Origin of the sequence: Streptomyces sp. NBC_00989, from assembly GCF_045162655.1 — a bacterium.
Taxonomy (GTDB): Bacteria; Actinomycetota; Actinomycetes; order Streptomycetales; family Streptomycetaceae; genus Streptomyces.
Genome location: NZ_CP108728.1, coordinates 11767389 through 11793130 on the forward strand (window position 1 = coordinate 11767389; position 25742 = coordinate 11793130).

At 72.4% G+C, this 25742-nt stretch carries 22 protein-coding genes and 2 pseudogenes; 11 read left to right on the top strand and 13 right to left on the bottom strand.

The genetic code is table 11. The features are described 5' to 3' along the window. Positions 1 to 233: 233 nt before the first annotated feature. The 3 genes from OG714_RS53300 (at position 234) to OG714_RS53310 (ending at position 1155) form a co-directional block, all read left to right on the top strand. The gene (locus OG714_RS53300; protein ID WP_406131662.1) at positions 234 to 467 is read left to right on the top strand and encodes an S-adenosylmethionine synthetase N-terminal domain-containing protein; all 234 of its coding nucleotides are present in this window, start codon (positions 234 to 236) and stop codon (positions 465 to 467) included. Between the two features lie 126 nt (positions 468 to 593). Then, the gene (locus tag OG714_RS53305) at positions 594 to 764 is read left to right on the top strand and encodes a hypothetical protein (protein WP_406117816.1); all 171 of its coding nucleotides are present in this window, start codon (positions 594 to 596) and stop codon (positions 762 to 764) included. A 106-nt stretch (positions 765 to 870) separates the two neighbouring features. Next, a complete protein-coding gene (locus tag OG714_RS53310; RefSeq protein ID WP_406117815.1) occupies positions 871 to 1155 on the top strand; it encodes a DUF6059 family protein in 285 nt (94 codons plus the stop codon). A 109-nt stretch (positions 1156 to 1264) separates the two neighbouring features. Here the strand turns inward: OG714_RS53310 and OG714_RS53315 are convergent, their stop codons facing one another. The 6 genes from OG714_RS53315 to mvaD form a co-directional block, all read right to left on the bottom strand. Then, a complete protein-coding gene (locus OG714_RS53315; protein WP_406117814.1) occupies positions 1265 to 2278 on the bottom strand; it encodes a 3-oxoacyl-ACP synthase III family protein in 1014 nt (337 codons plus the stop codon). Between the two features lie 132 nt (positions 2279 to 2410). Then, on the bottom strand, positions 2411 to 3580 hold the full coding sequence (locus OG714_RS53320) for a hydroxymethylglutaryl-CoA synthase (protein WP_406117813.1): 1170 nt from the start codon (positions 3578 to 3580) through the stop codon (positions 2411 to 2413). 2 nt (positions 3581 to 3582) lie between these two features. Next, positions 3583 to 4644, bottom strand: coding sequence for a hydroxymethylglutaryl-CoA reductase (locus tag OG714_RS53325; RefSeq protein ID WP_406117811.1), 1062 nt, complete (start codon positions 4642 to 4644; stop codon positions 3583 to 3585). Beyond that, positions 4641 to 5732: a type 2 isopentenyl-diphosphate Delta-isomerase gene (gene fni, locus OG714_RS53330; RefSeq protein WP_406117810.1), complete on the bottom strand. Its 1092-nt coding sequence runs from the start codon at positions 5730 to 5732 to the stop codon at positions 4641 to 4643. Before fni ends, OG714_RS53325 begins: the two co-directional genes overlap by 4 nt. Next, positions 5729 to 7252: a phosphomevalonate kinase gene (locus tag OG714_RS53335; RefSeq protein WP_406117808.1), complete on the bottom strand. Its 1524-nt coding sequence runs from the start codon at positions 7250 to 7252 to the stop codon at positions 5729 to 5731. Before OG714_RS53335 ends, fni begins: the two co-directional genes overlap by 4 nt. Then, entirely contained in the window at positions 7249 to 8274 is a 1026-nt protein-coding gene (mvaD, locus tag OG714_RS53340; protein ID WP_406131680.1) for a diphosphomevalonate decarboxylase, read from the bottom strand. Before mvaD ends, OG714_RS53335 begins: the two co-directional genes overlap by 4 nt. A gap of 179 nt (positions 8275 to 8453) precedes the next feature. Here mvaD and OG714_RS53345 point away from each other — a divergent pair, with 179 nt between their 5' ends. Continuing rightward, positions 8454 to 8849 carry a transposase gene (locus OG714_RS53345; RefSeq protein ID WP_406117807.1) on the top strand — a complete coding sequence of 132 codons (396 nt, stop codon included), beginning with the start codon at positions 8454 to 8456 and terminating at the stop codon, positions 8847 to 8849. On the opposite strand, the gene mvk is transcribed toward OG714_RS53345, so the two are convergent. The 3 genes from mvk to OG714_RS53360 all read right to left on the bottom strand — a co-directional run bounded on the left by mvk (position 8846) and on the right by OG714_RS53360 (position 11232). Next, positions 8846 to 9844: a mevalonate kinase gene (gene mvk, locus OG714_RS53350; RefSeq protein WP_406117805.1), complete on the bottom strand. Its 999-nt coding sequence runs from the start codon at positions 9842 to 9844 to the stop codon at positions 8846 to 8848. The two genes, OG714_RS53345 and mvk, sit on opposite strands and share 4 nt — an antisense overlap. Before the next feature lie 636 nt (positions 9845 to 10480). Next, positions 10481 to 10666 carry a hypothetical protein gene (locus tag OG714_RS53355; RefSeq protein WP_200690554.1) on the bottom strand — a complete coding sequence of 62 codons (186 nt, stop codon included), beginning with the start codon at positions 10664 to 10666 and terminating at the stop codon, positions 10481 to 10483. Next, entirely contained in the window at positions 10663 to 11232 is a 570-nt protein-coding gene (locus OG714_RS53360; RefSeq protein WP_406117804.1) for a hypothetical protein, read from the bottom strand. The genes OG714_RS53355 and OG714_RS53360 overlap by 4 nt, the downstream gene beginning before the upstream one ends. A gap of 582 nt (positions 11233 to 11814) precedes the next feature. Between OG714_RS53360 and OG714_RS53365 the strand changes: the two genes are divergently transcribed. The 5 genes from OG714_RS53365 (at position 11815) to OG714_RS53385 (ending at position 20461) form a co-directional block, all read left to right on the top strand. Continuing rightward, complete coding sequence (locus tag OG714_RS53365; protein WP_406117802.1) at positions 11815 to 13989, top strand: FAD/NAD(P)-binding protein; 2175 nt, start codon at positions 11815 to 11817, stop codon at positions 13987 to 13989. Beyond that, positions 13986 to 15509: a 3-carboxy-cis,cis-muconate cycloisomerase gene (gene pcaB, locus OG714_RS53370; protein ID WP_406117801.1), complete on the top strand. Its 1524-nt coding sequence runs from the start codon at positions 13986 to 13988 to the stop codon at positions 15507 to 15509. The genes OG714_RS53365 and pcaB overlap by 4 nt, the downstream gene beginning before the upstream one ends. Positions 15510 to 16271: 762 nt before the next feature. After that, entirely contained in the window at positions 16272 to 17762 is a 1491-nt protein-coding gene (locus tag OG714_RS53375) for an FAD-dependent oxidoreductase (protein WP_406117799.1), read from the top strand. A 276-nt stretch (positions 17763 to 18038) separates the two neighbouring features. After that, the gene (locus OG714_RS53380) at positions 18039 to 19841 is read left to right on the top strand and encodes a cytochrome bc complex cytochrome b subunit (protein ID WP_406117797.1); all 1803 of its coding nucleotides are present in this window, start codon (positions 18039 to 18041) and stop codon (positions 19839 to 19841) included. A 278-nt stretch (positions 19842 to 20119) separates the two neighbouring features. Next, positions 20120 to 20461, top strand: a complete 342-nt coding sequence (locus tag OG714_RS53385) for a DUF3099 domain-containing protein (RefSeq protein ID WP_406117795.1) — start codon at positions 20120 to 20122, stop codon at positions 20459 to 20461. Positions 20462 to 20870: 409 nt separating this feature from the next. On the opposite strand, the gene OG714_RS53390 is transcribed toward OG714_RS53385, so the two are convergent. Next, the gene (locus tag OG714_RS53390; RefSeq protein ID WP_406117793.1) at positions 20871 to 21065 is read right to left on the bottom strand and encodes a hypothetical protein; all 195 of its coding nucleotides are present in this window, start codon (positions 21063 to 21065) and stop codon (positions 20871 to 20873) included. Between the two features lie 606 nt (positions 21066 to 21671). Between OG714_RS53390 and OG714_RS53395 the strand changes: the two genes are divergently transcribed. Next, positions 21672 to 22067, top strand: coding sequence for a hypothetical protein (locus tag OG714_RS53395; protein WP_406117792.1), 396 nt, complete (start codon positions 21672 to 21674; stop codon positions 22065 to 22067). Between the two features lie 307 nt (positions 22068 to 22374). Then, positions 22375 to 23334: a DUF3710 domain-containing protein gene (locus tag OG714_RS53400; RefSeq protein WP_406117790.1), complete on the top strand. Its 960-nt coding sequence runs from the start codon at positions 22375 to 22377 to the stop codon at positions 23332 to 23334. Positions 23335 to 23514: 180 nt separating this feature from the next. On the opposite strand, the pseudogene OG714_RS53405 reads toward OG714_RS53400, so the two are convergent. The 3 genes and pseudogenes from OG714_RS53405 to OG714_RS53415 form a co-directional block, all read right to left on the bottom strand. Then, positions 23515 to 23706, bottom strand: a pseudogene (locus OG714_RS53405) (RNA-binding protein); the annotation flags it as partial. A gap of 192 nt (positions 23707 to 23898) precedes the next feature. Further along, positions 23899 to 24081 (bottom strand): annotated as a pseudogene (locus tag OG714_RS53410) (ASCH domain-containing protein); the annotation flags it as partial. A 468-nt stretch (positions 24082 to 24549) separates the two neighbouring features. Continuing rightward, the gene (locus OG714_RS53415) at positions 24550 to 25116 is read right to left on the bottom strand and encodes a Uma2 family endonuclease (protein WP_406117789.1); all 567 of its coding nucleotides are present in this window, start codon (positions 25114 to 25116) and stop codon (positions 24550 to 24552) included. Positions 25117 to 25742: the final 626 nt, after the last annotated feature.

A 25742-nucleotide genomic window follows, 5' to 3' on the forward strand; every position in this document is an offset into this window, starting at 1 on the left:
ACACCACCACACCGGCTCCTGTCCCTGGGGCCGCCCGCCTCCCGGGGATTGGGGCCGCACCACTCCCTGACCCGGAGCCCGCTCCACCCCCCTGGCCGGGAGCCGCTCCACTCCTCTTCCGCCGGGCTTCGACCCCGCCTCGTCCGCGGCCGGGGACCGTGGCGGTGGCAGGGGTGATCCGGCCCGGCTGCCGACGCCGGCCGCGCCCCCAGGCCGCAAGCTTCTGGAGAGCCATGTCCCGTCGTCTGTCCGCCTCGGAGTCCGTGGCCCAAGGTCACTCCGACAAGATTGCCAGCCGGATCAGCGACACCGTCCTGGACGCCCTGCCGCGCCGGGACCGCCTCGCCCTGCTGCGCCCTGTCTGCGCGCAGACCGCCGCCTGCGGCCGCTTCGGCCGTGAACTGCCCGACTTCACCGGGGAGCGCACCGACCGTGTCCGGCACCTGAGGGCTGCCGCCGGTCCGTGAACCCCCGCCCCCGCCCCCGCCCCGGCGCCTGCCGCCAGGACGACGGCAGGCGCAGCGGGGCCGGGGGATTCCTTGCACGCCGGAGCGCCATCCGCTCCTGACCCGCACCGAGCAGAGGAGGACGCGATGTACGACATCACCGAGGTGGACAGCAGGCCGTCCCAGGACGCGGCGGACGCCCCCCTGCCTCCGCACCCGCCCTTGCCGTTGTCCCTGTCCTGTACGCCGCCGCTGCTGCTGGCGGGGATCGACGAGGAGGAGTGGGGGGAGCCGCACGTGGTGCGCGGTATCGACTGACACACCGTCCCGCCGCAACCCCGCCCGTGCCGTTCTCGAGCCGTCCGCGAGCCGCTCTTGGCAGCCTGCGTAGGAAGGAGACGGCGACGGCACGGAGGGGGCGGACATGGGACGGGTGCTGCGGGGCGGCCGGCGGGCGCTGGCGGACTATGTCGTACGGCGGCTGTGGTTGTCCCTGGTGGCCTTCGGCTCCTCCTACGAGCCGTTCGCCCAGCAGGTGGCCGGGCAGCGGGAGCGGCAGGTGCCGCAGCGTCCCGGCGGGCCGCCGCCGGCCCATCCCGAGCGGGTGCGTGAGGATGTCGCGCTGTCCGAGCAGGAGAGGCGGATCCTGCGGCAGCTGTGGCCGGCGGGGTATGCCGGGCACCGGGCCCCCGACGGAGACGGCGGCTGAGGCTGGGGCTGAGGCACGGGCGGCGGGGGAGCAGGTGATGGGGGAGCGGGTGAGGGGCGGCCGGTGGCCGCCCCCCTTTTTTCTGTTCAGCACTCGGCCTTTTTTCTGTTCACCACTCGACGAGGGCGAAGCTGGCGGACATGCCGCCGCCGAAGCCGGCCAGCAGGACCAGTTCGCCGGGGCGGATGTCGCCGGCGCGGACGGCCGCGTCCAGGGTGATGGGGATGGAGGCGGCGCCGGTGTTGCCGTAGTGGGTCACGGTGCGGTGCATGACCGCGTGGGGGAGGGCGAGGTGGGTGAAGACGTCGTCGAGCATGACGCCGTTGGCCTGGTGGGGGACGATGTGGTGGACGTCGGCGGGCTCGACGCCGGCCTCGTGGAGGAACGCCTTGGTCAGCTGGGGGAGTTGGTCCACGACGAAGTCGCGTACGGCGCGGCCCTCCATCGTGAAGTAGTGCAGTCCGGTGTCCAGGGCGGCCGCGTCGAGGGGCCGGCGGCTGCCGCCGGCGGGGACCTGGATGAGGCCGGTGAGTTCGCCGAAGGTGTGCAGGGCGACGTGGCGGACGACGGGGCCGCGGTCGGCGGGGCCCAGCACCATGGCGCCGGCGCCGTCGCCGAACAGGACGACGGTCCTGCGGTCGGCGGGGTCCAGGATGCGTGAGTAGACGTCGGCGCCGATGACCAGGGCGTGGCCGCCGCGGCGCAGGATGACGCTGCCGACCGCGGAGAGCGCGAACACGGTGCCCGAACACACGGCGTTGACGTCGAAGGCGGCGGTGCCCGAGGCGCCGAGGTTGTGCTGGACGTAGGCCGCGGTCGGCGGCTGGGGGTGGTCGGGGGTGGAGGTGGCGACGGCGATCACGGACAGCTGCTCGGCGGTGATGCCGGCCGCCGCCATCGCGGCCCGGGCGGCGGCGGTGGCCAGGTCGGAGGTGGCCTGGGCGGGGCCGGCCCAGCGGCGTTCGCGGATCGCGGTCTTGCGGGTGATCCAGGCGTCGTCGACCCCGGCCGGTGCGCCGGCCTCGTCGTTGGAGACGATCCGCTCGGGCACGTAGGCGCCGGTGCCGAGGATCCTGACGTCCCTGATGGGGCTGCCTGTACCGAGGATCGTCGCGTCGTCCATGCGGCTGCCCTCCCCTTCGCATGGTGCGTGAATGGATGAATGGCGGGTGCGGACGGCCCGTGCGCGGTGGCGGGGCCGTCCGCACCCGCAGAAGTGCTCTCGGAGTGCTCTCGGAGTGCTCGCGGGGGTGTGTCAGCGGGTGGTGTAGAGGCGTTTGTGGCCGCTGATGCCGGCCAGCCGGTAGGGGCCGGTGGTCTGGGCGGGGGTGGCGTGGTCGCCGCCGTCGGCGGGCAGCCGGTGTTCGTGCAGGGCGCGGTAGCCGGCGTAGTCGACCTCGGTGCGCCGGGTGATGGCCTCGCGGTGGGCGGCGGTGCGCAGATGGTCTTGGTAGCCGGCGACGACGGTGCCGGCGAAGAACTCCGCCACGCTTCCGGAGCCGTAGCTGAGGAAGCCGATGTTCTGGCCGGTGAGGTCGTCGGCCTGGTCCAGGAGGGCGGCCAGGGCGAGGTAGAGGGAGGCGGTGTAGCTGTTGCCGATGACCCGGTTGTAGGCGGTGGTGTGGCCCAGGGCGGCGGTGACGGCGGTGGGGTCGGTGTCGCGGCCGCAGTAGTTGAGGAGGTGGCGGTGGGCCTTGTGGGCCATCTTGGTGAAGGGCTGGTGGTAGCAGAACGCGGCGAACTCCTCCAGGGTGCGGCCGCCCTGCTCGGTGTAGTCCTTCCAGGTGCCCTCGACGGCCTGCAGGTAGGCGCCGACCGATTCCTGCCCGTCGACCAGGGCGGTGTCGCGGTAGTTGGGCCGCCAGAAGTCCATGACGTCGGCGGTGAACACGCCCGAGGGGTCCTCGATGCGCACCAGCGCCGGGTTCACGCCGACGAGCATGGCGACCGCGGCGGCGCCCTGGGTGGCCTCGCCGGGGCTGTCGAGGTCGTAGCGGGAGACGTCGCTGGCGATGACGAGGACCTGCTGGGCGGGGTCGCGGCGGACCAGGCCGACGGCGAACTGCAGGGCGGCGGTCGCGCCGTAGCAGGCCTGTTTGAGTTCGACGACGCGGGTGGCGGAGGGCAGGCCGATGAGGGAGTGGACGTAGACGCCGGCCGCCTTGGCCTGGTCGATGGAGGACTCGGTGGCCAGGATCAGGGTGCGGATGCGGTCGCTGCCGTGGCGGGCGATCAGGGGGGCGGCGGCGGTGGCGGCGAGGGTGACGATGTCCTCGTCGGCGGCGGTCACGCTCATCGACTCCTGGCCGATGCCGACGTGGTACTTGCCGATGTCGGCGCCGTTGTGGGCGGCGAGCGCGGTGTGCGGCAGGACGAACTCGCCGGTGGCGAGGGACAGGTCGTGGATTCCGATGGACAGGGACATGGTCAGGCACCAACCTTTGCGGTCTTCGGGTCGCGTTCCAGCTGGACGTGTGCGCGCATCAGTTCGCCGGGGTTGGTCTGCGCGGCGAGCAGGGACAGCTCCCCGCACAGCACGCTCGCGGCGGCGATGACGGCCAGGCGGCGGGCGTTCTCGCCGGGCGCCCGCTGCTCGCGGCAGCCCAGGCGGGTCAGGTTCGTCTCCACGAAGCCCAGGCCCTTGCCGTTGCCGACGGTGCCGACGATCAGGTTGGGCAGGGTGCAGGCGAAGTAGAGGTCGCCGTCGCGGTCCTCGGCCATCGTCACGCCCTGCGAGCCCTCGACGATGTTGGCGGCGTCCTGGCCGGTGGCCAGGTAGAAGCCCAGCAGCATGTTCGCGTAGTGGGCGTTGGCCGAGCGCACCCCGCCGGCCAGCAGGGTGCCCAGCAGGTTCTTGCGCACGTTGAGTTGGGCGATCTTCGCGGCGGTGGTGTGCAGGACGTCGTGCACCACCTGGCGCGGGACGAGGAGTTCGGTGACGACGTTCTTGCCGCGGCCCAGGATGCCGTTGATGGCGGTGGCCTTCTTGTCGGTGCAGTAGTTCCCGGAGATCGAGCCGTAGGAGATGCCGGGAACCGTCGCCAGGAGGTGGGCCAGCAGGGCGTCGGAGGCGAGGGTGGCCATGTTGTGGCCCGAGGCGTCGCCGGTGGAGAACTCGAAGCGCAGAAACAGCAGGTTGGCGTTGATCTCGTGCCGCACGCCGAGGAGGCGGGCGTAGCGGCTGCAGCCGCGCACCACCTCCCGCAGCTCCTCGATCCGCGCCTCCACGCTCCGTGCGGCGCTGTACGCGGCCTGCGCGTCGGTCGCCTCGACCAGGACGGAGCGGGTCATCCGCTCGTCCACCAGGGTGGCGACGATGCCGTCCTCGACCAGCATGGAGACCTTCGCGCCGCGGCCCACCGAGGGCCACAGCGGCGACTCGTAGGTGGCCAGCGGGATCCGGGTCTCGGTGCGGGCGACGTTCCCGGAGATGCGCAGGGGTCCCACCCAGCGCATCGGGACGCCGGCGGTGGCATGGGTGTCGGTCATCGGGTGCTTCCCGTCGTCGGGGCGCGCAGCGCGCCGGAACTGGAACGGCGGGCCAGGGTGCCCGTCTCGATGCCCCGGTCGGCGCAGAAGGCGCGCAGGGAGCCGTGGATCAGCAGGTCGCAGCGGGTCAGGGCGGCCGGGGTGGGGGCGCCGAGCATCGTCTGCAGGGCCGCCAACTGCTCCAGCCAGCGGGCGAGTTGGGCGGTCAGGGCGCCCACGCCGCCGTCCAGGAGGGTGCGCAGGAAGATCCCGGAGGCGCCGACCGCACGCGCCCCCAGCGCCAGCGCGCGGGCGGCGTCGAGCGGGCTGCGCACACCGCCGGAGGCCAGCAGCGGCATCCCGGTGTCCTGGGCGTCCAGCAGACAGGCGGGCGCGGACTGGCCCCAGCCGTGCAGGAAGGCGTACTCGCCCAGCGCGCGGCGGCCGTTCTCGATGCGCGCGAAGTCGGTGCCGCCGCGGCCGCTGACATCGGCCGCGGCCACCCCCAGCGTGCGCAGCAGCTGGACGCTCTGCCGGCTCAGCCCGTTGCCGACCTCCTTGACGATCACCGGAATGTCGACGGCCGCCGCGATCTTCTCGATCTGCCCCGGCCAGGAGGCGAAGGACCGGTCGCCCTCCGGCATCGCGGTCTCCTGCGCGGTGTTGACGTGGATCTGCAGCGCGTCGGCCCGCAGCAGCTCGATCGCCCGCCACACGTTGTCCACCGACGCCGTCGCGTTGACGTTGGCCAGGACGAACCCGTCCGGGTTCTCCTCGCGCAGCACCCGGAAGGTGCCCGCGCAGGAGGGGTCCTTGAAGTAGGCGTTCATCGACCCCGACGCGATCGGCACCCCGCTCTCGCGGGCGGCGGCGGCCAGGTCCCGGTTGATGGCACCGGTGCGGGCGCTGCCGCCGGTCATCGCGTTGACGTAGAGCGGCACCGGCCAGGACAGGCCGGCGAACGAGGTGGCCAGGGACACCTCCTGGCGGTCCAGGCCCGCCAGGGCGTGATGGACGAACGACACCTCGTCGAACTGGTTGGTCCCGCGCGGGCTGTCCTGCTGCTCGATGGCGAGCCGGACGTGGTCGTCCTTGCGTTGAGCACTCATGGCTGTGGGGTCCTTCCGGGCCGTCGCGCGGCGGGGTGCACGGGCAGGGCTTCCACCCCGGCCGCGCTCCACCGCCGCCGTACCTGACAGATGTGCCGGGACGCCGCCGCGTCCAGCAGGGCGATACCGCAGTCGCCGCCGCCCGCCCCGGACGGCTTGGCCGCGCCGCCGACGGCCTCGGCCGCCTCGCACAGCCGTGTCAGCCGGGGGGTGAAGATGCCCAGCCCGACCGCCTCGTCCAGCCGCGCCAACTCGACGCGGGCGGTGCGGATCTGCTCCAGCAGTCCGCCGTCGTCGCCGCGCTCCAGCGCGCGTACGGCCGCCTCCACCAGCCGGTTGCTGGCCTCGGTGTACCGGCCGCGCGCGGCACCGTCCTGCCGGCCGCGGCCGCGGCGGTGCAGGCCGGCCACCAGGGACGCGGTGGAGACGGGCTCCCCGGTCCAGCCGACCTCCAGCCGCAGCCCGGCCGGCGGCGGCAGCCGCCGCACCGCATGCCCCGGCCAGGGCGCGGCCAGCGTCCGCGTGATCCCCACCCGCCGGGCCAGGTCGAGGACGAAGGCCCGCTCCGGCGCCCGGTAGAGGATCCAGCCGCCCCAGGCACTGGCGGCCAGATCACCCCCCGAGCCCTTCGGATCGATCCGCGCACTCGCCAGCAGCGCCAGCCGGTAGCGCTCACCGGCCGACAGCCCGACCCCGCAGAACGCCGCCACGGCGTCCACCGCGGCCACGGTCACCGCACCGGAGGAACCCAGCCCGTACTTGCGCCCGCCCTCGTGCAGCCGGCTGCTCACCGACACCTTCAACGCCGGTACGCCCAGCCCGAGTTCGGCCAGCAGCGCACCCACCGTCTCGACGGCCGACACGACATGCGCGAGCGCGCCGCGCGCCCGCGCCCCGTCACCGGAACGGCCACCGGCGCCGGCGCCGGCGCCGTGGACGACGAGCCGCCCCTCCTGCCAGCGCCAGGCGACGGCTTGCGGGATGAGGTCACTGGAGATCACCACGTCGGGGCTGCCGGGGGCGGTGAGGTTGCGGGCTGTGCCGGGTTCGTCGAGTCCGTGCGGGGCGTGGGGTGCACCGGGACTGCTGGGTGCGCCGGGATTGTCGGGTGCGCTGAACTCGCTGGATCCGCCGGGTCCGTGAGGTCCACTGGGTGCGCCGGGTCCGCGAGGTCCGTCGGGGCTGCCGGGTCCGCTGGATCCGCCAGGTCCGCGAAGCCTGCGGGAGCCGCCGGGTGCGCCGGACTCGCCGGACTCGCCGGGTTCGCCGGGTTTGCCGGGCCCACCGAGCCCGCTGGATCCGCTGAGGCTGCCGAGTGAGCCGAGTGCGCTCGGTGCGCCGAGGCTGCCGGGTGCGCCGGTGACGGTGACGGTGATGTCGCGGTCGACCGCGACAAGGATCGCCGGGTTGCCCGGTTCCACCACCGCGTACTCGCCCGCGACGAACAGCTTGCCCGGCGCCCGCCGTACCACCGTGCGTCCCGCGGACACCGCCGTCGTCATTGCCGTCGGCGCGGTCATCGTCCGGCCCCGTCCGCCTCGTCGAGCAGACGGGCTCCGGGTCCCGGCCCGGCCACCAGCACCCGCGCCGCCGGTACGGCCTCGCCGACGGCGCCGGCCACCCGCCGCGCGTCCGCGCGCCGGCACAGCACCTTCACGTTCGGCCCGGCGTCCATCGTCGCGTAGGCCGCCACACCGTCCCGCCGCAACTCCAGCACCCGGTCCAGCACGGTGACGGTGGCCGGCGACAGATAGCGCACCGCGGGCCGCGCGGCCAGCATCGTCGCGTGCATGCCGAGCGCGTTGCGCTCCGCGATCTCACCCACCGCCTCCAGGTCACCGAGCGCCAGCGCCGCCCGCATGCCGGCCAGGTCGGCCCGGCTGGAGTCGGCCCAGGGCCGGTACAGCGGGGAGGTGTCCACGGTGCGGCGCATCGCCTCCCGGCTGGAGACCGTCTTGGCGCCCGCGTCGACCACGGCGACGACCAGCGCCGGGTCCATGCCCGCGGCGGGCACCGGCTCGGCGTAGGAGGCGGCGTCCGCCGCCGCGCCGGTGGCGCCGGGCGGTCCGGCGTGCCAGACGGCGAAGCCGCCGAACACCGACCGCGAGGCCGACCCCGACCCCCGGCGCGCCAGCCGGGACAGTCCCGTGGCGTCCAGCCCCAGCCCGTACGCGGCCGCGGCGGCCACGGCCAGCGCGGCGAACCCGCTGGCCGAGGACGCCAGCCCCGCCCCGGTGGGCACGGTGTTACGGCTGTCCACCACCGCCCGCCACGACAGACCGGCCCGCTCCCGCACCAGTTCCAGGAACGCGATGACGCGCCGCGCGGCCTCGCCCGTCGCGGGCACCCCGTCGAGGACCACCTTGTCGTGGCCGGCCGCGGCGTCCAGCCGGACGCGGGTGGTGGTCGGGAAGACGTCCAGCGTCATCGACAGACTGTCGCTCCAGGGCAGGATCAGCCGCTCGTCCCGCTTGCCCCAGTACTTGACCAGGGCGATGTTCGGATGCGCGACGGCGGTGACATCGGCGGCGTCCGCCTTCATCGGGCGCGGCACGGTCTGCGACAGCCGCGGCACCGTCTCAGGCAGGCTTGGCACAGTTGTCGGTGGTTCACGGCGCATGGCTGTCGAGCCCTTTCCGCTTGGTCTTGCGAGGAACCCCGGGCGTTCATGTCCGGGAGGAATTGCGTCCTTGGCCAGGTGACGCGGAGTGCCGCAGCGTCATGACGCTGCTCGGCCGCCGGCTCTTTCGTGCGGTCAAGGCGCCAGCGCACGGCCCTGCGTGTCATTGGTCCGGGCGAGCGGTGTACAAGGCCCGCCGGGCGGGAGTGCCGGTGGTGTACGTCGATCCGGCGTACACCTCCCGCACCTGCGCCGAGTGCGGTCACATCGGCAGAGCGAACCGGGTCTCCCAGGCCTGGTCCGCGTGCCGCAACTGCGGCGTCGTTGCGCATGCGGACCGCAACAGTTCCCGCAACATCCGCGTCCGCGCGTGGGAGTTGTGGCGACGCGGGGCCCCGTCAACGGCCCCTGCCCCGCCCCGAACAGCTCGGAGCGGGGCTGGACGCAAACGCGGCATCACACCCGGTGATGCCCGTTGTGCGAGCCCAGCGTCTTAGCGCTGGTCAGCGTTGACCGGTACGAGCCATGTCTGTACGGCGCCTGCCTCGTGCAGTCGCCGGGTGACCTCCCGGGCCCGCTGCGGCGGGGCCAGCGCGATCATGCAGCCGCCCAGACCACCGCCGGTGATCTTGGCGCCGAGACTGCCAGCCCCCAGCGCGGCCTGGACCAGCCGCTCGATGGAGCCGGTGCTCAGCCGGGCCGCCCGCAGCAGCGCGTGATAGTCCGTCATCCGCCGGCCCAGGTCACCGGCCCGGCCCTCGGCGAGCGCCGACAGGGCCTCCTCGGTCAGCTGCGAGGCCCGCCGCACGAACCGCGTCCGCGCCCCGGGCCGGCGTTCGAACCCGTCCCGCAGCAGCTCGACCGCCTCCCGGGTACTGCCCGGCTCCCCGCTGTCCGCGACGATGAACAGGCCGTCGCAGCCCAGCCTCAACTCCCGTGTCCGGCCCGCCCGGAACAGCAGCGGGCGCAGCGCGCCGACGGTCATGGCGTCGACACCGCTGGCCCTGCCGTGCGCCATGTTCTCGGCCGTCTGCACCAGGTCGAACGCCGTGGCCTCGTCCAGCTCCCGGCCGAAGAGGTCGGCCAGCGCGAACGCGATCGCCCGCGAACTGGCCGCGCTGGAACCCAGCCCCCGGCCGTGCGGGATCGCACCGTCGAGGATCACGTCCAGATGCGGCCGGCCGCTCACGCCCATCCGCGCCTTGAACTCTGCGGTCAGCCGGCGCAGACCGTCGGAGGCCTGCGTCACCATCGCCCGCGAGGGCGAACCGGTCACCGTGTAGGACAAGTCGCCCTGCCCGTCGCCGGGTTGGGAGGACCAGCCGGCACTGGCGGTGACCGTGAGCTGCGGGATCGGCAGGGCGAGCGCCGGAGCCCCGTAGACGACCGCGTGCTCGCCCAGCAGGATCGCCTTGGCGTGGGCGCGGCCGATGCCGACCGAGCGGGACCGGCGGCTGTCCGGCACCCCCTCCGCCGAGGTCGGTAGAGTCAACGCACTCAGCTCCCTATGTCAGTTGTGCATGGAGATGTCTGTTGTGCAGGGGGTCCGCGAGGGCGCGCGGCAGCAACTGCCGTACGCGACAGGGGACTTCACCGACTTCGCTGCTTCACCCGCGGCGCGGTGCCGGTGGCGGGGCACCGCGACAGCACCCGGGTGCGCCGGGCGGCGGAGCGGACGCGGTGGAAGAACGCCGGAAGAAACGGTGAAGGAAACCGCGAAAGAAAAAGTGCCGCGCGCCCGATGACGGGCGGCCGCGGCACGCGTCCCCTGCCGTCGCACGGCCTCGCGGCGGCTTTTGGGCAGGGGAGATGTAGGGAGATAGTGACACGGGGTCAGGCCCCCCGCCAACACCGCACCGAAGTGACGTGGGTCACTCGGATGGAGGGGCGGATCCGCAGCCCGCACAACCGCCGCAGCCGCGGCTGCCAGGGCAGTCGCGGCGGGCACATCGAGGGCTACGGGCGTACAGGGAAAGGGAATTGACATCACGTCAGGAGAGTCGGCGGGCTGAGAGCGGCGGAGCGGGGGAGTGGGAAAGTCGGTGGGCCGGGAGCCGGGAGCTGGTCGCCGGAGGTCGGAGGCCGGGCCGGTGTGGGGGTGGGCCGGGGTGCGAGGCCCGGGGTCCGGTCAGGGCCGTCGGTGCAGGGCGATCTCGGTGAGTTCCTCGATGTCGAACTCCGAGCGGCGGTTCGGGGCGCCGTAGCGGGTGATCTTCCCGCGGCTGACCCACTTGCGGATCGTCGCCTCGGACACGCCCACGGCGAGGGCGGCCACTTTGGTGGGGACGAGCCGGTGGCTCGGTGGCTTGATCATGCGCTGACGCCCTTCCGCTGCCGTTCCATGAGGGTGCGCAGCCCCAGCCACTCGCCCACGTCCCACGCGTGCCCCGAGGAACAGCGGATGCTGCCCCCCGAACCCGAACCGGCATCGTTACCGCCTCCTGCGCCGGTCGGGCCGCCTGTGCCGGTGGCGTGCTGGGGGAGGGCGCTGATCGTCCCCGGGCAGCCGTCCACGACGCAGTTGCGGATGAGGGCGTTGAGGGGATGGGGGTCGGGGTCGATGGTCCGGCGCAGTTCGCCGACCAGGGACTCGATCTCCTCGGCGAAGTCGTCGGCCGGGGGCTGGCCGGCGAGCCATTCCAGATGCCGGGTCAGAAACCGTGCCAGGGAGGGGACGGCACGCGGCGGAGTGGTGATTCCGCGTTTTTCCGCGACCATCGACGACCACGACTCGAGAAGGGTCTCGATGCTGTGGCGGGCGTCGAGGACGGTGATGTCCAGGTGGTCCCTCCTGCGGCTGCCGGAGACCTTGGTGGGATTCGTGCGCCGGCCCGTCAGGGACGCCTGGTGCAGGCATTCCTGGTGAAGGGCGGGAAGCACCCGCAGATGGTGCGCCGCCCTTCGCACGCACGGGGCGCAGAGGACGGACCCGGCGGCGGCGACGCTTTCCTGGGGGTGACTCCTGGGGCATGACTGGGAATTCATCGAAACTCCTCCACGAGGCGTCGGCGCCCCGCAACCGCTGTCCATAACTGTGCTTTTCCAGATATCCCGCATATCCCGCATGTCCCGCGAGCTCTCCCGGACCTGCCGTTTCCCCCGGACCTGCCGGCTCTTCCGGCTCTGTCGGTTCTTCCGGCTTTCCGGACCTGCGGGTTCTGCTGTCGGATATCCCGTGCCGATCGCGGCAGTTGACCCGGCGCTTTCGTCCGCCAAGGGCTGCTGCGCCGGCCTCTGACGGTTCCTTCCATTACCCGACGGGCGACTCGAGTCCCGATACAGCCCGGTTCGGGAACACGCCGGTGAAATACGGGGCCCGTTTTCTCGAGGCCTTTTCCACCCGGAGCCGAGCCCTGGTCGAGCGCCTGCACGGACGGTGGCCGCAGGAAGGGAGGAACTGTGGACGGTACGCACGCAGGCGAACGCGCAGTAGACGCCGGACTCCTCGCAGGGCCGCTCGTCATGACGGCCGCTCAGTCTCCCCCGGGCGGGGCCTTTCCCCCCGGGGACCCGGACCCACGCGCCGCCGCGCCGCCACCCGGCGACGCCGCCACGGCGCATCTGGAGGTGTGCCTGGTCGGTGCCGGCCCGCGGGGCCTCTCCGTACTGGAACGGCTGTGCGCGCAGGAACGGAAGTCGCCCCGCTGGGACACCGTCACCGTGCATGTCGTCGACCCCGACCCGCCGGGCTCGGGCCGGGTGTGGCGCCCCACCCAGTCGCGGCACCTGCTGATGAACACCGTCGCCTCGCAGGTGACGGTCTACACCGATGCCAGCGTCCGCATCGACGGCCCGCTGGAGGAGGGCCCGAGCCTGTACGAGTGGGCCCGCGCCCTGGAGTCGGGCACCCTCGACAGCGGCCCCGGACCGGCCGGCGGCACGGAGCTCCTCGACCAGGACGGCGCGGAGATCGCGGAGATCCTCGCCGAGGCGCGCGCCCTGGGCCCCGACACCTATCCCACCCGCGCCCTCTACGGCTCCTACCTCACCTGGGCGTTCGGGCGGGTCGTGGCGAACGCCGCCGCGCATGTACGGGTGCGCACCCACGCGGCGCGCGCCGTCGCCCTCACCGACACCGACGGCGTCCGGGCGGGGCGCCAGAGCATCACCCTGGAGGACGGCACCCGGCTGAACGGCCTGTCCGCGGTCGTCCTGGCGCAGGGCCACGTCCCGGCCCGGCTGTCCACCACCGAGCGGCGGCTGGCGGGCTTCGCCGCCCGGCACGGTCTGACGTACGTGGCCCCCGCCAACCCGGCCGACGTCGACCTCTCCCGCGTACGGCCCGGGCAGAGCGTGCTGCTGCGCGGCCTGGGGCTCAACTTCTTCGACCACATGGCCCTGTTCACCCGGGGCAGGGGCGGCGTCTTCACCCGCAGCGGCGGCCGTCTGGTCTACCGGCCCTCGGGCCGCGAGCCGCGCCTGTACGCCGGGTCGCGGCGCGGGGTGCCCTACCAGGCGCGCGGCGAGAACGAGAAGGGCGCCCACGGCCGCCACCGCCCCCGGCTGCTGACCGCCGGCTGCGTCGCCGCGCTGCGCGCGGGGGACCGGCGCAGCACGGCCGTCGACTTCGCCGCCGACCTGTGGCCGCTCATCTCCAAGGAGGTGTGCGCCGTCTACTACGCGGCCCTGCTCACCCGGCGCGGTGAACCGGCCGCGGTGGCCGAGGAGTTCACCGAGCGCTATCTGCACGCCGAGCCGGGCGGGGCCGAGGACCGCCTGCTGGAGGAGGCCGGAATCGCCGGGGCCGAGCGCTGGGACTGGGAGCGCCTGGCCCGCCCCTACGGCGCCCGCACCTTCCCCGACCTGGCGGCCTTCCGGACCTGGCTGCGCGGCCATCTCGACGAGGACGTCCGCCTGGCCCGCCAGGGCAATGTCAGCGGGCCGGTCAAGGCGGCCCTGGACGTGCTGCGCGACCTGCGCAACGAGGTCCGGCTCGCCGTCGACCACGCCGGCCTGAGCGCCGCCTCGCACCGCGACGACCTGGAGGGCTGGTACACCCCGCTCAACGCCTACCTCTCGATCGGCCCGCCGGCCTCCCGCATCGAGGAGATGGCCGCGCTCATCGACGCCGGCGTCCTGGAGGTGACCGGCCCCGGCCTGCGCATCGGCACGGACGCGCACGATCTTGGCGGCCCCTGCTTCGTGGCCACCTCCGAGACGGTTCCCGGCGTACGGATCCGGGCGGCCGTCCTCATCGAGGCCCGGCTGCCCGCGATCGACCTGCGGCGCACCGCCGACCCCCTGATGAACCAGCTGCTGCGCACCGGCCAGTGCCGCCCCTACCGCATCCCCGCCCACGACGACGGCAGCGGCGGGGGAGAGGGAGAGGGCGGCGGGGAGTACGAGACCGGGGGACTGGCGGTGTCCGGACGGCCCTACCGTCTGATCGACGCGCACGGGGTGCCGCATCCGCGCCGGTTCGCCTACGGGGTGCCCACCGAGTCCGTGCACTGGGTGACCGCCGCGGGCATCCGGCCCGGCGTCGGCTCGGTCACCCTGGAGGACTCCGACGCCATCGCGGCGGCGGTCCTCGCCGTACCGCAGGCACCCGCCCCCGCCCGCTGGCCGGCCTGGGCCGCCGCAACTCCCGTGCCCCAGAGCCCTGTTACGGCCCCGAGCGCGAAGGCGGACGCATGACCACCTCCCCCCGGCAGCCCCCGCCCGCCGCCCTGTCCGCGCATCTGGACGCCGGGCTGCTGTCCCCGGTGCGGGCGGGCACCCCCGTCGAGGCGGCCGTCGGCGACGGCGCGTGGCTGCAGGCGATGCTGGACGCGGAGGCGGCCCTGGCCCGGGCGCAGGCCCGCCTGGGCACCGTGCCCGAACACGCGGCGGCAGCCGTGACCGCGGCCGCCCGCGCGGAGCTCTTCGACGTACGCGAACTCGCCCTGGCCGCGCGGGAGACCGCGAACCCGGTGGTGGGCCTGGTCGCGGCGCTGACCGCGCGGGTCGCCCGGGACTGCCCGGGCGCGGCCGAGTACGTGCACCGCGGCTCCACCAGCCAGGACGTCCTGGACACCGGCGCGATGCTGGTGGCCGCCCGCGCGCTGCGCCTGATCGTCGCCGACCTGCGGGCCGTCGCCGATGCCCTCGCCGTCCTGGCGGCCGGACACCGGGACACGGTGATGGCGGGCCGCACCCTCGCCCTGCACGCCGTGCCCACGACCTTCGGCCTCAAGGCGGCCGGCTGGCGCCGCCTCGTCCTGGACGCGGCCGACCGCCTCGACCGTGCCCGCGGCGGGCTTCCGGTGGCGCTCGGCGGCGCGGCCGGCACCCTGGCCGGCTACCTGCAGTACGCGGGCGAGGACACCGATCCCGCCGTCCTGTCCCAGACCCTGACCGCGGCCTTCGCCGAGGAGACGGGCCTGACGGCACCGGTGCTGCCCTGGCACGCGCTGCGCACCCCGGTCGCCGATCTGGCGGCCGCCCTCGCGCATACGGCCGGGGCGCTCGGCAAGATCGCCGCGGACGTGCTGGTGCTGGCCCGTACCGAGATCGGCGAGGTGGCCGAGCCCGCCGTGGCCGGCCGGGGCGCGTCCTCGGCGATGCCGCACAAACGCAACCCGGTGCTGGCCACCCTGATCCGCTCCGCCGCCCTCCAGGTGCCCGCGCTGGCGAGCGTGCTGATGCAGTGTCTGGCCGCCGAGGACGAACGCTCGGCCGGGGTGTGGCACGCGGAGTGGCAGCCGCTGCGCGAGTGCCTGCGGCTGACCGGCGGCGCCGCGCACACGGCCGTCGAACTCGCCCGCGGCCTGACCGTCAGCCCCGAGCGGATGCGCGCCAACCTCCGCGCCACCGGCGGACAGCTCCTGTCCGAACGCGTCTCCGCCGTCCTGACCCCCCGCCTGGGCCGGACGGCGGCCAGACAACTCCTCACCCAGGCCTCCCTCCTCGCCACCCGCACCGGCCTCCCGCTCGCCGACGTCCTGGCCGGCCTCCCCCAACTGGCCGGCGTACTCACCCCCCAGGAAGCAACCACCCTCCTCGACCCGGCCGGCTACACCGGCGCGGCAGCGGCCCTGGTGGACCGCTCCCTGCTCCTGCCCGACTCCACCGCTCCCGATCCCGACCGCGACCCCGGCCTCCGCTCCGACGATGCGCCCGGTACCGGCCCCGGCGCGGGTGCGGTGGCAGCGCCGTCCGGCGGACACGGCACCTGACGACACCTCACCCGCCGCCGGTCCGGGGGCCTTTGGCTTCCGTACCGCCGTCACCGACCCCAACTCCCAAGCCGTACAAGAACGTTGCCCACCCGGCACGCACCGGGGCCGGCCCGCGACGGTGCCTCCGTGCACCCACCGGACCGGCCCCGAGCGCTGACTGCTCCGGTACCCGGACCGGTCTCTGAACGCCCACAGCCCCGGCACCCGGCACCCGCCGGAGCAGACCCCGGTCCGGCACCCGGAGCAAGGCCAGGCCGGCTCCCGTACCGGCACCCGGCCCCCAGCCCCCCCGGACTCCCGGTCCGGCCCCCAGCCCCCCGGACTCCCGGCCCGGCGCCCGAGCATTCACCGGCCCGGCACCCGGGCCCCCGGACGGCCCCCCGGACACCCGCCCCGCCCCCGGACTGCCCCCTGGACACCCCCGCCGGACCGGCCCCCGGAGCAGACCCAGCCCCGCCCTCCCCGGAGCAAGATCAGCCCCGGCCCCCGCCCCGCCCCCCTCCCGGAACAGCCCCCGAACCCCCCACCCCCCGAAACAGCCCCCGAACCCCGCCCCACCCCGCTCCCCGCCCTGGTCACGCCCCTGTCGCTCAAGTCCCGCTGGAGTCCTCCTCGAATCTCCCCGGAGCCGCTCCACAGCGCCGGTGGAGTCCCGCTGGAGAGGGGCTGGAGGGGTGGTCCTCGGGCGGTCGAAGCGGCCGTCCGGGGTGATGGGGGCGCCGCATGATGAAGGCACAACGAGCAGGGAGGGCAGCCGAGTTGAGTGCATACGCGGGGGCCGGCGCGGGTGGTGGACACGGGCGTGCCGTGGTCATCGGCGCCGGTCTCGCCGGGCTCACGGCGGCACGGGCCCTGGCGAACTTCATGGACCACGTCACGGTGATCGAGCGCGACCGGGTGCCCTCCGGACCGGGGCGGCGCCCGGGGGTGCCCCAGGCCCGGCACACCCACACGCTGGTGCCGGCCGCCCACCAGGGGCTGGAGCGGCTCTTCCCCGGCATCGGCCAGGACCTGGCCGGCGCCGGGGCGGTCCCGCTCACCGTGCCCCGGGACGTGCTGCTGCTGGGGCCGGGCGGCTGGCTGCCCCGCTCCGACACCGGCGTGGCGCTGCTCTCCGCCGGCCGCGACCTGATCGACGCGGTGGTGCGGACACGGCTGCGCACCGACCCGAAGGTGGCCTTCCTGCCCGGGCACGAGGCCGTCGCCCTGCGCGGCGGCCGCCACGACACCGTCACCGGCGTGTGGACACACGCCCGCGACCGCGGCGCTCCCCACGGCCGGGGCGGGCGGCGTCTGCTGCCGGCCGAGTTCGTGGTCGACGCCTCCGGCCGCGGCTCCCACGCCCGGCGCTGGCTGGCCGAACTCGGCTACCAGCAGGCCCCGCAGAGCCTCACCAGCGCCCCCTCCGCCTGCGCGAGCGCCGTGTTCGCCCCGCCGGTGGGCCATGTCGCCGACTGGAGGAGCCTGGTGCTGAGCGCTGCGCCCGGCCATCCGCGCCAGGGCGTCCTGCACCCGGTCGAGGGCGGCCGCTGGTCGGTGACCCTCACCACCGCAGGCCCCGCCCGCCCGCCGGCCGGCCACTCCGCCCTGCTGCACGCCGCGCGCGCCCTGCGCCACCCGCTGCTGCACGACGTCCTCGCCGCCGCCACCCCCCTCGGCCCGGTCTACGGCCGCACCCGCACCGGCGCCTGCTGGCACCGCTACGAGAAACTGCGCCGCTGGCCCGACCAGTTCCTGGTGGTCGGCGACGCCCTCGCCGAGCTGGACGCGCCCGGCGGCCAGGGCATGGCGCTGGCCGTGCAGTGCGCCCTGGCGCTGGACCAGTTGCTGGCCTGCCACGGCACCGCCGTCGGCATCAGCCACCGGCTGCGCCACGCCATGGCCGGGCAGGTGGCCCCCGCCTGGCAGCAGGCCCGCTCCGCCTCCCGTACGGCGCACGGGCCGCGCGCCCGGTACGCGGCCCGCATCGCGGCCGCCGCGACCACCGACCCCTACGCGGCCGGCATGCTGCTGCGCACCCTGCACGGCATCACGCCGCCGCCCGGCGGCGCGCTGCGGCCGCGCGCGCTGCGGGCCGCCCTGCGCACCCCGCGCGGCCCCGCCCCGTACGCGCCCCCCAGCACCACCCACGGCCCGGACGCACCGCGCCGCCGCGCGCCCGCCGCCCCGGCCCGCCCGGCCGGTGCCCCGCACCCGCGCCCCACGGGCCTGCCCGCGCCGGCTCCCGCCGGTGAGCGCGGGCGGCCGTGAACACCCCGCCCGCACCCGGTCCCACGAGGTGTCCCGCATGACGAGAGTGGAGAAAGTGAACCGACCAGCCGCCCCAGAAGCCGGCCCGGCCCGCACCCCCGGCAGGGCAGACACCGCACGCCGGCCGGTCACGGGGGAGACCGGCACATCCCCGGGCGCCACCCGACCCGCCCACAGGACAGCCCCGTCGGGCCCGGTCCCGTCACAGCCGGCGGCGGCGTGCCCGCCGCGGCGCCCCGCCCGCACCGTCCGGCGGCGAGGGGAAGGGGCACGGGCATGAGCGGCACCGACACACCCCCGCGCGCCGGCCGCACCGCCGCGCCGCGCGGCGAACGCATCGCCGACTGGACCGACGGCCGGCTGGGGATCTACAACTTCCGCTTCCTGGTGCGCAAGGTGTTCCCCGAGCACTGGTCGTTCATGTTCGGCGAGATCGCCCTCTACAGCTTCGTCGTGCTGCTGGTGACCGGGACCTGGCTCACCCTCTTCTTCGACCCGAGCATGTCCGAGACCGTCTACAACGGCTCCTACGCCCCGCTGCGCGGGGTGCAGATGTCGCAGGCCTACTCCTCCACGGTCCACATCAGCTTCGAGGTGCGCGGCGGCCTGTTCATCCGCCAGCTGCACCACTGGTCGGCGCTGACCATGATCGGCGCCCTGTGCCTGCACACCCTGCGCCACTTCCTGACCGGCTCGTTCCGCAAGCCGCGCGAGCTGAACTGGCTGTTCGGGTTCACGCTGCTGGTGCTGGTCACCCTGGAGGGCTTCGTGGGCTACTCCCTGCCCGACGACCTGCTCTCCGGCACCGGCCTGCGCATCGCCGAGGGCGTCACCCTGGCCATTCCGCTGGTGGGCACGTACCTGTCGATGTTCCTGTTCGGCGGCGAGTTCCCGGGCCACAACGTGATCGGCCGGTTCTACGGCTTCCACATCCTGCTGATCCCGGCCATCGTCGTGGCGCTGCTGACCGTGCACCTGATCCTGGTCTTCTACCACAAGCACACCCAGTTCCGGGGCCCGGCCCGCACCGAGAAGAACGTCGTGGGCCAGCCCCTGTTCCCGCACTACACGGCCAAGGCGGGCGGCTTCTTCTTCATCATCGCCGGGGTGCTCTCCCTGCTCGCGGGCATCGCGCAGATCAACCCCGTGTGGACCTACGGCCCCTACAGCGCCGACCAGATCTCCCAGGGCTCCCAGCCCGACTGGTACATGGGCTTCCTGGAGGGCGCGCTGCGGGCCATGCCCGCCTGGGAGTTCAGCCTCGGCGGATACACCGTCAACCTCGGCATCCTGATCCCGGCCGTGATCGTGCCCACCCTGATGATGGCCGTGATCGCGCTGTGGCCGTTCCTGGAGGCGTGGGTGACCGGCGACCGGCGCGAGCACCATCTCCTGGACCGGCCGCGCGACCACCCCACCCGCACCGCGTTCGGCACCGGCTTCGTCGCCCTGTACCTGGTGCTGTTCCTCGGCGGCGCCAACGACGTGCTGGCCCAGGAGTTCCACCTGTCCCTGAACCAGATCACCTGGGCGGTACGGATCGGCGTGTTCGCCGTCCCCGCACTCACCTACGTCCTCACCCGGCGGATCTGCCTGGGCCTGCAGCGCCGCGAACGCGACACCCTCCTGCACGGCCGCGAGACCGGCCGGATCAGGAGACTGCCCGACGGCGAGTTCGTCGAGGTCCACCAACGCCTGGACCGGCAGCGGGAGTACGCACTGCTGGCCCGCAGGGCCTACGCCCCGCTGCCCGCCCCCACCCCCGAACACGACGGCGTCCCCAACCCCGACCGCCGCCGGCAGGCCCTGCGCCACCGCCTCAGCCGCTGGCTCTACGGCAACCAGATCGCCAAACCGACCCCGCAGGAGATGCGCGAGGCCCTGGCCCACCTCGGCCACCCGGACAACGGACACGCCGCGCTGGAGGGACACGCCGCCTCCAACGGGCACGCCTCCTCGTCCAACGGCCACGGCCCCTCCACACCCGGCTCCGAGTCCGAGTCCGAGTCCGTGTCCGCGGACTCCGGCGCGGGGCGGGGTTCCGCCCGGGACCGGGAGGCGGGCCGGGAACCGCACTGACCCGAAAGACGGGGCCGGTGAGGGCGGCGCGGGTGATCGGGGGACGGTCACCCGCGCCGCCGCCGTTCCACGACCACCCCCGCCACCCTGACGAACCGTCACTGTCCGCCGCCTTCAAGGCAGTTGCCGTAGAGCACGGCGGGCATGGGCACGGGCGCGGATACGGCCGGCCGCGCACCGCGCGGGGAACCCCGGCCGCCGCGCACCGCGCCCGCCGTACCCCGCCCCTTTGTCCGGTTGTCCGGCGTGTTCGTGCCGGAGTGTCCGCGGAGGCCCCGATGAACAGAGTTCCCCGGCGCCCGGCCCCGGCCGAGTCCATCACCCGGGCGCGTACCGGTCTGACGCGTGACCTGCGCGGCCGGCAGCGCCGCTACCTCATGGCGATGCTGGTGCGCACCGTGTGCGTGGTGGTGATGGCCGCGACCTGGAACCGCTGGCCCGTCCTCGCGGCCTGCGCACTGGCCGGCGCGGTCGTCATCCCGTACGTCGCGGTGGTCCTCGCACAGGCCCACTGGCGCCAGCAGCGCGGCCCGCGCCACGCCGTGGCCCCGGTGGTACGCGAGGAGCCCGCCGCCCGCGTCGTCCTGGAACCCACCCTGATCCTGCCGCCGGAACGGTGATGCCGCTGGGGGGCACGGGGTGCTCAGTGAGGATCGGCGGTTCCACCCAACAGGGGAATCAGCACGTCTGATGCCCCGATCTCCTGCAGCCGATGGCTCACGTCCTGCCACTCGTGCGGCGATTGACGGCGGGAGGCTGCTGACCTGGGGTTCTTTGGAGATGTGTGCGCTGACCAGGGGAAACGCCTCTCGGTAGTTCTCACTGGTCTACGCCGTTTCCCAGGCTCATGTGCCCTGGTTGTACCCTCGCCGTCCTAGAAGGCTATCGGCCTGCTGAGCGACAGGAGTTCCTGGTCCAGTCCCTCAAGGAAATCCTGGCGGCTGGTGCTGGGGCGTCCGCCCGCGTGTGAGCGGACCCGGACCGGGTGCGCCACACAAAGCTGTGGTGCACCCGGTCCCGGTCACTGCGCTACGCGTCCGGGCCCAGTGATGCCAGGTCGAAGGCGTTGCTGATGGTGCTGTAAGCGTCCGCGGTCAGATTGACGTGGTCGCCGGAGTCGAAGTCCGCCGGGGCCGTGTCGTTGCCCAGTTTCAGTGCTTGCGGGTCCGTAGTGCTCGCTGCGTCGGTGACCGCGACGATCGCCTCCGCGTCCACATAACTCACCGTGGGCGAGGTGAAGTCGAGTTGGTCGGTGATCCAGGTGTTGGTGTCGATGCGGTTCTGGTCGACTGCCGCCGTGCAGGCGCTGTTGCCGTCGCAGGGTGTCAGGGTGGTGAAGATGACCTTGATGCCCCAGCCCTTCAGCTGGTCCCGCAGCAGTCCGAGGGCGCTGTCGATGTCGACGTCGTCGTGGCCGGCGACTCACCGTCGGCACCCTCCACACGTACTATGTGCTCGCGGGAGCCACGCCGGTCCTGGTCCACAATTGCGGCCCTGGTGGTCCGGAATTTGGTCAGGCCTGTACATGCAGCGGGGATCAGGGGTTTGCGCGCCTTGGGACAAGCAAGGAGAGCACTGGTCGGCTCTCGAAACAAGCGCAAATGGCGGAAGATAACTCAAAGTCGTTCGGGCATGGTGTTTCAGTGCGAGCGGTTGATGGTCCGGTTGAAGGAGCATCGGTAGCGACCAAAGAAGAGATAGAGACAGCTGGGTTCTCGTTGATATTCACTCCGACGCGAAATCTTCCTATGCATCACACGCTGATACTTCCGAAACCGGTGGACTCGGCAGTTCAAAGAGGTTTCAACACGGTGTTTGGTCGGAGCTGATATGACGGGAAATCTAGATGGGATCCGCGGTCAACTTCAGGTGTTAGTGATCTTCGACTGGCGTGATGGTCCACTGGAAGGGATCTTGAGGTGGAAGAGCGAGAGTTCCTGCTGGTATTTCAAGCTGTTCGCGGAACGCCCTGAGAGCTCAATTCTGGACGATAGGATTTTCGGGCTCTGGGAAATTCCGGATTCAGATGGATCGGTCCTCAATGAGGAGTTCGGCGATGGTGGTGACGGTCCGGTTGTCTGGCCAGTTTCTGGTGGGCTCGGCTCGGTTGAGGCGCGCAGAATTGTTGACGGGCTTTTGTCGAGCAGGACTGGATCACCGAATCTGATTGTTCGAACTGAGGACTTTGTTAAAGTTCTCGGTGTATGGGCTGTAGTGCTTGATTGATTGAGCGGGGAGGGATTCCCCCCGGCAATAGGTAGATGGGTTCCGGTGGATTGATTTCCGGCGGGGCCCACCTGCTGTTTAATGACAAGAACACCAGTCGGTCGAGGAAGGCCAGGAACGCGCTGAGTTTAAGGCTTGTGTGGTCGAAGAGACGTCTCAGCGTCGCGCAGAACGTCGGTGATCACATCGGAGGTGGCGTGCAAGTGGCCGACCCGGTCAGCGCTATCGCCGTGACCGCGACGGTCTTGTTCGACGCGGCCAAGAAGGTGCTGGAGCGCAGATCACGCAGGGCAGCGGAGGGTGGCCGATGAACCAGGCCAGAGTGGATGCTGAGGGAATCGTTGAGCAATACGGTCGGGACGGGGTCCTGTCCTCAGAGAGCCTTGCCTCTGCGGAGTTCGGTGTCTGGGATCGACTGACTCCGGGCGTGCTCCTCGTCATGGCCCTTGGTGTTGCCGCAGCTGAGGACCCGTCGTTCGTCGAGCGGATCGCGGAGTCGGACGACACGCTACTGGCCGGGTTGATCGCGGGAGACTTCCGCGCGATTGAACTGGGCGTCGAGGACGCGACCAAAAGCTGGGATCAGATTGTTGCCCGGCTCGTGGAGTACGTCCGGCGCCCTGATGCGTCGGAGGGCACCTTCGACGTTCTGCTGTCCGAGGCGGAAGAACTCTGGTCCGAGGTGCTTGATTCCGGCGAGATGACGCGTCCTCAGGTGAGGGACGGCGAGTTCGGGCCCTGGGACGCGACCGAGACGCCGGTGTCCGCCGGAGTGGAGCGGCTCGACTACGGCGTGTTGAGGGTGCCGCTGTTGGAGGGCGCGGGTATGCATCCGCTGATGGCTGGTGGGCGTACCGTCGGGGTGACCGTCTCTCTCGGTGATGCCGCCTTCAGCCTCCAGGCGTTCCGGGTTCCTGTGGAGCCGGCCTGGAGGAAGACCCTCCCGAAGATCATCCAGGGGATCCGGGATCAGGGCGGTACGGCGGAGGAGGCCGAGAGCGGCCTCGGATCCGAGGTCCGTGCGCGGATCTTTGTTGTGAAGGACGGGCAGCGAGTGCTTCAGCCGACGCGGATCGTCGGGTGCGACGGGCCGGGATGGCTGCTGCGTGGGAGCTACGGTGGGCCAGCGGCACTGACGGACTTGGTGGACCCGCGGGCCCATCACCTCTTCACCCAGACGGTGGTCGACCTGTCGGCGGCGGAGGGCCAAGCGGACGCGACCCAGGAGATCACGAACCTGGAGATCCGCTGGCCTACCACGGAGTGAGCCGACTGGGACGGGTGTTCCGATTCACCCCGTTCAGCAGCTCAGCGTAGGGCAGCGAGTTCCCGCGTCCACGCAACTGTGAATGCTCCCGGAACGCGAGCACGCGGGACTCGATTCCGTGTTGCAGGACGGGCTCATCACCGAACGATCGCAGCGACCTCGCTGGGCAGGAGAAGCTGGTTAGCGGACGAGTTGGATCTCGATGGCGAGAGCGCCGAGAACTCCTTTCTCGGGCGGGTAGATGGCGCGGATGTTGGCGAGCTGCTCGTCGTGAGTGGCGGTCGGGTTGACGTTTGCTGGCACCTCGCCGTCGAGCAGGGCCTCGAAGTCGGTGTACTCGGTTACGCGCTTGACCTCGACCTCGGTCGTGTCCCGCCTCGTGGTGTAAGCGACCTTGCTCGACGAGTTCCGGTAAGCCGCGCGTCGGCCACCTGATGGGCAACGACGCCCGCGTCGCGCGCGGCTGACCTGCCGTCAGCGCCATCGGCGGCCCAGAATCACGTCAGTGTCGCGATGACCTGCGCATTCCGAGCACCTGATCGGCTACACCACCTGACGGGACGCGATCTCGACCTCGCAGGTCTCGTCCGTGCCCTTGATGCGGAACTGGATGACGTCGCCGACGGCGAGACCGGCGAGGTGGGGGTATTTGACCCGTACCTCGATGGTCTTGGTGCCAGCGGCGACAAGGCCGAAGTACTGGCGGTAGAGGTTGAGTTCGCGGACGCGCGGGGTGGTGTTGCCCATGGGGCGGGAACGTTCCTGGGTACTGGTGCTGTGCTGTGAGCAGGCGGCTGATCTCGGCTGCGGAGTACGAGCGGAAGAAATGTCGGGGGTCGGACAGCATCGTCTCGGTTATGCAGCGGTTGGAAGCGATCCACCGAGGACCAGGAGGAGGGATCGGCCCAGAAGAGCCTTCCTCCCGGTGCGCCCGGTGTGCGAAGCCCTCATGGATCTGCTGCGTTGGACAGTCACGAGGGCACATCCAGGGCACATGGGCCTGGGAAACGGCGTCGACCAGGGAAAACCACGGAAAGGAGTTTTCCCTGGTCGGCAGACATCTCACCAAGAAACCAGGTCATGCGGGGCGCTGCCGCACGGTGTTGTCTCCCCTGGTCGGGGACCGCACGGCGAGCCGCTTGATCCGGCTCATGCCGCCCTGTATCGGGCCGTCCTCTCACGCGTCGCTCACGCGCTGCCGGCAGCAGCGCGTGGTCAGACCTGGCCGAGGTCGATCTCCACGGGGAAGGGGGCCGCTGCCTTGAGGACGCCGGTGAACACGTCCCCGTCCCGGTAGGTCTTCGTCGCGGGGTCGAGAACGTAGGTGTACACGAGAGGAACGCCTGTCGCGGCCTGCTCGATCCGCCAGTAGAAGCCGATGCCTGCCTTGGCGTACTGGTCGACCTTCACGATCCGGTCGGTGGTCTCCGAGCCCGGTGACACCACCTCCGCGACCAGCAGCACGTGCTCAGGGCGGGTGGGGGTGATGTCGATCGTGTCCGCGCGGTACACGACGACGTCCGGGCGGCGATTGGTGAGCGGGACATCCTGAAGCCGGACGTCGAAGTCCGTGTCGGCGTTCCATTCCGGGCCCGCGGCGGCATCCAGGGCGTTCGCCAGAATCCGGGCCGGCCGGTTGTGCCGCTTGGACGCACTCGGACTCACCACGACCATCCCGTCCACGATCTCGATGCCGGCGCACTGCTCCTCGGACCAGGACTCGTATTCCTCTGCCGTGATCTGCTCATGCATCCACGCCGGGGCCACCATCTCGGCCGTCATGAAGCACCTCCCGGACACTGCGCTGCGGGCCCGATCCCGCTGGACTCAGCCTACTGTCCGCCATCCGCCCGGCAGGCTGATCTTGCTCACGCCTTTTTCCCGCCGGTCGGCATCCGACCAGCGGGGCCCACGACAAGTGAGGAACCCCGGCAGGCCCCTCGCGACTCCTCAAGGCGCTGGAGAACGCGGGTACAGCGGCTTTGCCGCAGGTCGAGCCGGTGCTGGTTGATTCTGCCGTGGCGACGGACGTTCGTGAGTGCCGAATGCTGTCGGGGAACGGCGAGCGGGGTGGTACCCCGGACCGCTCCGCGTCCGGCTGTCGCGTCAGGATGACCGCATGACCGGGAGCGGAGCGGTCCTGCCGGTGTTGTTGCGCGAGCTCGATGATCCGGACTGGCTGGAGTGGCCGCAGCACTACAACCGTGCCGGGACTGCAGCCCTGTTCAGCGGTCTGGTGAGCCGGCTCGAAGACGACTTTGCAGCTCGGTGCACGGCTGAGCAGGACACTCAGGACTCCGGCGAGTACGGATGTCCTCTGTCATCCAACCGAGGCGCTTGACATGGAACCCAGCCGTTTCAGCTTCTTTGACAGCGAACCCAGTCGTGCAGAGTGAGCGCACTGGAGT